Below are 4,963 nucleotides of genomic sequence, written 5' to 3' on the forward strand. Positions count from 1 at the left end.
GACGCCCCGTCGCCGGAGCGGGTTCTGTCGCGAATCGCCAACAAGCATGCCTCCCTCGGGGTCACCGCCGACCAATACCAGCTGGTTCACGACTACCTGTTCGCGGCGATCGTCGCGGTGCTCGGCGACGTGGTCACCGAGGAGGTCGCCGCTGCCTGGGACGAGGTCTTCTGGCTGATGGCCGACGGGCTGGTCGAGCGGGAGGCTCGCCTGTACCGGCAGGCCGGAGTCGCGGCCGGCGATATCTGGCTGTCGGCGCGTGTGGTGACCCGGACGCAGGAGTCCCCGGAGTGCATCGCGCTGACGCTCACCGGGATCGACGCTCCGCTTCCGGGGTTTCAACCGGGCCAGTACACGTCGATCGCGGTGCCGCTGCCCGACGGTGCCCGGCAGATCCGTCAGTACAGCATCACCGCTGCCGCGACGGACAAGACGTCGTGGCGGGTGACGATCAAACGCGTCGCACCCGACAACGGGGCGCCGGCCGGTCAGGTGTCGAACTTCATCCACGACAACGTGTTCGAGGGCGACCTGTTGACCCTGTCGCAACCGTTCGGCGACCTGACCCTGGCCCCGGAGCAGGTTCCGGTGCTGTTGGTGTCGGCGGGCATCGGCTGCACTCCGATGATCGGCATGCTGCGCCACCTCGTCGACACCGGCGACCAGCGGTCGGTGTGCGTGGTGCACGCGGACCGGTCCCGGGCGGTGCATCCGCACCGCAGCGAACTCACCGAACTGGTTGCCCAACTGCCGGCGGCGATCATGCGCACCTGGTATGGCGAGATGGGCGTGCCGGTGGATCTGGCCGAGATGGACCTACCCGACGGCGTGCAGGTGTACCTGTGCGGACCGCTGCCGTTCATGCGCTCGGTGCGAAGCCACCTGGTGGACCGCGGGATTCCCACGGCGGCGATTCACTACGAGGTCTTCGGCCCGGACCTGTGGTTGGAAGTGGCCTGAGCACCGAGTGACGGTGCGGCTTCCGGATCGTTCAGAAGTTGTTGCAGGTGCCGGCCACTTCCTGCATGGCCCCCACGAACGGCTGGCCCTCCGGGTTGCTCTGCGCGGCGTCGACCAGCTGCTGGCGCTGGTCCGGCGGCGCGGCCAGGAACTGGTTCAGCCAGGCCTGCGCCACCGGCGACGAGTTGTACTGTGCGGCGGCACCGGGGTCGGCCGCGTTGAGCGCCGCGAGCACCTGCTGGTAGTTGCAGGTGGTGTCGATCACCGGGTCCGCAGCGGCCGGGCCGCAGCCGATGGTCAGCGCGCCGGCCGTCGCGGCCGCGAGCGGCAGCAGGTGGCCGACTCGGGAAGTCAGTCGGGTAGACATCGGATCCTCTTCTCCTCGCGGTGTTTTTACAGGTTCCACTGCGCCAGATGCTGGCCGTCCACCCGGCTGAGCAGCACCACGTTGGTGACCAGGCCGCGGTAGACGTCCCAGAACACCCGGCCGTCGACGCTGGAGCCGGCCGGGGCGTTGGTCAGGGTGACGTCCAGGGCGTCGGGCGCGTCGGTGTGCTTGGAGATGTAGGCGTCGGCGCCGGGGGTCACGCCGTCGAGGGTGATCGACGCCGCCAGGATGTACGGGTTGGGCACCTTGATCGGATGCACGGTGACGTTGGCCTGCCACGGACCGCCCTGGGCCCGCCAGCGCGGCGAGCCGTTGTACCCCCAGCCCGGCGGGACCTCGGGGCAGGGGGTGATGTCGTGCACGGTGACGTCGGCGACCAGGGGGCCGAAGGCCTCGGAGTTGTACTGGATGCGCAGCGTGTCGCCGAGCCGCCCGATCGGTGCGTCCGGGGTGGAGTTGGGGATGGCGTGCGCGGCCGGTGCCACGACGACCGGGGCCATCGGGGTGCTGACCATCAACGCGGCCAGCAGGCTGACCGCGGTCGGGAACCGGCGATGCATGGTGAAATCCTTCTCGATCCGTCGGCTGTTCCCCGCATGATGGCACACCACCGCCCCGATTGTCGCGGGGTCGGCGTGCCCGGCCCGCTCAGCCCGCCTCCAGCCGGAGCAGCGCCTCCTTGGCCGCGGACCCGCCGGCGTACCGGCCGATCGAGCCGTCCGATCGGACCACCCGATGGCAGCCGATGACCACCGGCAGCGGGTTGCGGGCGCAGGCGGTGCCGACGGCGCGAACCGCACCGGGGCTGCCGACCGCGCCGGCCACCGCGGCGTAGCTCTCCCGCTCGCCGTAGCCGATGCGCTGCAGGTGCTCGACCACGCTGCGGCGGAAACCCCGCGCCAGCCGCAGGTCGACCGGGATGGTGAAGTGGCGGCGGTGCCCGGCGAAGTACTCGTCGATCTGCCGCGCCGCGTCGGCCAGCCGCGCCGGCGCCCGCAGGATGCGCGGGCTCACCGCCGCGGCCAGATCGGCCAGCACCGCGGCGTGGTCCTGCACCCCGAACGCCACCCGCACCAGCCCGATCGGCGTCGCCGCCAGCAGCAGCGCGCCGACCGGCGTGTCGACGGTGCGGTAGGCGACGTCGAGCAGCGCGCCGGAATCGGCATCGCGTTCCAGCCTGGCATGCAGCCGGGCCAGGGTGTCGGCTTCGTCGGGTGGGCTGGGAAAAGCGATGGTGTTCATGCCGTCTCGTCCTTCAGATAGGTTCCGCGCAGGGCCTTGATGCCGTCGGCCGCCGCGCGCCGGGCCGCCTCCGGGGAGTTGTCCAGCAACCGGGCCACCTCGGCGAACGGCAGCCCGGCGACGTGGTGGTAGGCCACCGCCATCCGCTGCTTGTCGGGCAGCCGGCCCAGCGCCGCCCAGAGGTCCGGGTCGCGCTCGGCCGGATCCGCCCCGGTGGCGGCCCGGTCGGCGGCGACGCCGGTCGGCACCGCGCGACGGGACCGGGCCCGCCCGGCGTCGACGGCGCGCCGGTGGGCGATGGTCACCAGCCACGCCTCGACGTTGGCGTCGGCCGGCAGCCGCGGATAGCCGCGCAGCGCCGACAGGAACGTCTCCGACCAGGCGTCCTCGGCGTCCTGGGCGCCGAGCACCGCCCGGCAGACCCGCAGCACGGTCGGGCCGTACTCGGCCACCACCGCTTCGAACGGCGGCTTGCGCCGAAGCCGGCTCATCGATCCCACACCCGGTAGACGCTGCGCCGGGTCATTTCGTGAGATCGTTCCGTGGCGGTGGTCAGGCTACTGGGCGCTGCCCGGGCTGGCGTCCGCCGAGACGCTGTAGGACGCCGCTCCGGTGCCCGCCAGTCCGCCGCCGTCGACGATCAGGTACTCCTCGCGGATGGGACGACCGGCGAGGAAGTCCTCCAGGATCTCCCGGGTGCCGGCGGCGTAGCGCGCCTGCGCCGAGAGCGTGCTGCCGGAGACGTGCGGGGTCATCGCATTGTGCGGCATGCGGCGCCACGGGTGGTCGGCCGGCGGCGGCTGCGGGTACCAGACGTCGCCGGCGTAGCCGGCCAACTGCCCGCTCTCCAGCGCCGCCGCCACCGCGTCGCGCACGCAGATCTCGGCGCGCGCGGTGTTCACGATGTAGGAGCCGCGCCGCATCGAGGCCAGCAGCTGCCCGTCGAAGAGATGGTAGGTCGCCGGGACCAGCGGCGAGTGGATGGAGACCACGTCCACGGCCTGGACCAGCGATTGCACGTCCGGGTGGTAGGTCGCGTTGAGGTCTGCTTCCAGCTCAGCGGGGAGCCGGCGGGTGTCGGTGTAGTGCAGGGTGACGTCGAACGGGGCCATCCGGCGCAGCACCGCCTGCCCGATCCGGCCGGCGGCCACCACGCCGACGTCCATGCCCTCGACGTCGTAGGCGCGCGCGACGCAGTCGGCGATGTTCCAGCCGCCCTCGGTGGCCCACCGGTGCGACGGCACGAAGTTGCGCACCAGCGCCAGGATCTGCATCACCGCGTGCTCGGCCACGCTGATGCTGTTGCTGTAGGTCTCCTCGGCGACGGTGATGCCGGCCTCGATCGCGGCTTTGAGGTCGACGTGGTCCGAACCGATCCCGGCGGTGAGCGCCAGTTTCAGCTTGGGCGCCTTGGCGATTCGCTCCGCATCCAGATACGCCGGCCAGAACGGCTGGGAGATGACGACGTCGGCATCGGCCAGTTCGCGCTCGAACCGGCAGTCCGGGCCGTCCTTGTCGGAGGTGACCACCAGGTGGTGGCCGCCGTCTTCGAGGAACCTGCGCAACCCCAGTTCACCGGAGACGCAGCCGAGCAGCTCGCCGGGGGTGAAGTCGACGGCCGACGGGCTGGGCATTGTCTGACCGTCGGGGTAGCCGCTCAGCTCCGGGATGCTGTCTCGGGCGTAGGCCGGCGGGTAGCCGGAGACCGGGTCGGGGTAGAGCACCAGCACGACTTTGGCCATCAATGTCCTCGTTTCGGTCAGGAGATCAGCCACTCACCGGAGTCGCTGGCAAAGCCTTCGGACGGGGTGTATTTCACCTTGGCGACGGTGACGCCGGTGGGCCGAGCGAACACCACGCATCCGGTCGTCGACTCGCCCGGGCTGAGGTGGTAGAGGCCGGACTCGAAATTCGTGCACTCGGCGACGTCGTTGCTCAGGTCTGCGGTGTAGCTCTGGTCGTCGGAGCCCACTACCGAGACATTGACGTTGACCGCGCCGTCCGGCGCCGAACCGCCCGTCGCGGCGGTCCGCGGCGAGCAGCCCGCCGCCAGCAGCAGGAGCGTCGAAGATGCGGCGTTGAACCGTTCTCCATCTGGACTGCGCCTCCCGTTCACCTGCTCTCCCGTCCACCGGCTGGGACAACACTAAGCCGTCGCGCTGACCCGGTGCGCTATATGCGCTGACCGTTATGGTTCCACGCTACCGGCGCCGTGCCGTCGCGCCCGCTCATCGCGACGGGGCCGGGTCGAGCATGACCACGCGGTCGTCCCGCCACCGGTAGCGTGCGTGGGTGATGCTGTCCGGCGGGCAGGCGCAGCCGGGGCAGCCGCTGCATGTTCCAGGGGTCCGGTAGTCCAGGGCGACGGTGTCG

Annotated in this window: 7 protein-coding genes; 1 reads left to right on the forward strand and 6 read right to left on the reverse strand. The window is 71.2% G+C overall.

From position 1 onward, the window contains the following. The coding region (locus tag AC2VNT_RS03655) for an FAD-binding oxidoreductase (protein ID WP_486945561.1) at positions 1–960 on the forward strand (960 nt) is incomplete at its 5' end. Positions 961–991: 31 nt separating this feature from the next. Here the strand turns inward: AC2VNT_RS03655 and AC2VNT_RS03660 are convergent. From AC2VNT_RS03660 to AC2VNT_RS03685, 6 genes are all read right to left on the reverse strand, one after another. After that, positions 992–1,327 carry a hemophore-related protein gene (locus AC2VNT_RS03660; RefSeq protein WP_486945562.1) on the reverse strand — a complete coding sequence of 112 codons (336 nt, stop codon included), beginning with the start codon at positions 1,325–1,327 and terminating at the stop codon, positions 992–994. Between the two features lie 26 nt (positions 1,328–1,353). Next, a complete protein-coding gene (locus AC2VNT_RS03665; protein WP_486945563.1) occupies positions 1,354–1,908 on the reverse strand; it encodes a hypothetical protein in 555 nt (184 codons plus the stop codon). An 88-nt stretch (positions 1,909–1,996) separates the two neighbouring features. Beyond that, on the reverse strand, positions 1,997–2,590 hold the full coding sequence (locus tag AC2VNT_RS03670; RefSeq protein WP_486945564.1) for a methylated-DNA--[protein]-cysteine S-methyltransferase: 594 nt from the start codon (positions 2,588–2,590) through the stop codon (positions 1,997–1,999). Next, on the reverse strand, positions 2,587–3,081 hold the full coding sequence (locus AC2VNT_RS03675) for an RNA polymerase sigma factor (RefSeq protein WP_486945565.1): 495 nt from the start codon (positions 3,079–3,081) through the stop codon (positions 2,587–2,589). Before AC2VNT_RS03675 ends, AC2VNT_RS03670 begins: the two co-directional genes overlap by 4 nt. A gap of 66 nt (positions 3,082–3,147) precedes the next feature. Beyond that, a complete protein-coding gene (locus AC2VNT_RS03680; protein WP_486945566.1) occupies positions 3,148–4,332 on the reverse strand; it encodes an NAD-dependent formate dehydrogenase in 1,185 nt (394 codons plus the stop codon). A 17-nt stretch (positions 4,333–4,349) separates the two neighbouring features. Beyond that, entirely contained in the window at positions 4,350–4,706 is a 357-nt protein-coding gene (locus tag AC2VNT_RS03685; protein WP_486945567.1) for a DUF4352 domain-containing protein, read from the reverse strand. Positions 4,707–4,963: the final 257 nt, after the last annotated feature.

The sequence above is a fragment of the Mycobacterium sp. TH-M15 genome, assembly GCF_057473705.1.

Bases quoted from the DNA above. Each gene is read 5' to 3' on its own strand.
- AC2VNT_RS03660 (WP_486945562.1), bottom strand. From the start codon at position 1,327: ATGTCTACCCGACTGACTTCCCGAGTCGGCCACCTGCTGCCGCTCGCG.
- AC2VNT_RS03670 (WP_486945564.1), bottom strand. From the start codon at position 2,590: ATGAACACCATCGCTTTTCCCAGCCCACCCGACGAAGCCGACACCCTG.
- AC2VNT_RS03680 (WP_486945566.1), bottom strand. From the start codon at position 4,332: ATGGCCAAAGTCGTGCTGGTGCTCTACCCCGACCCGGTCTCCGGCTAC.
- AC2VNT_RS03665 (WP_486945563.1), bottom strand. From the start codon at position 1,908: ATGCATCGCCGGTTCCCGACCGCGGTCAGCCTGCTGGCCGCGTTGATG.
- AC2VNT_RS03675 (WP_486945565.1), bottom strand. From the start codon at position 3,081: ATGAGCCGGCTTCGGCGCAAGCCGCCGTTCGAAGCGGTGGTGGCCGAG.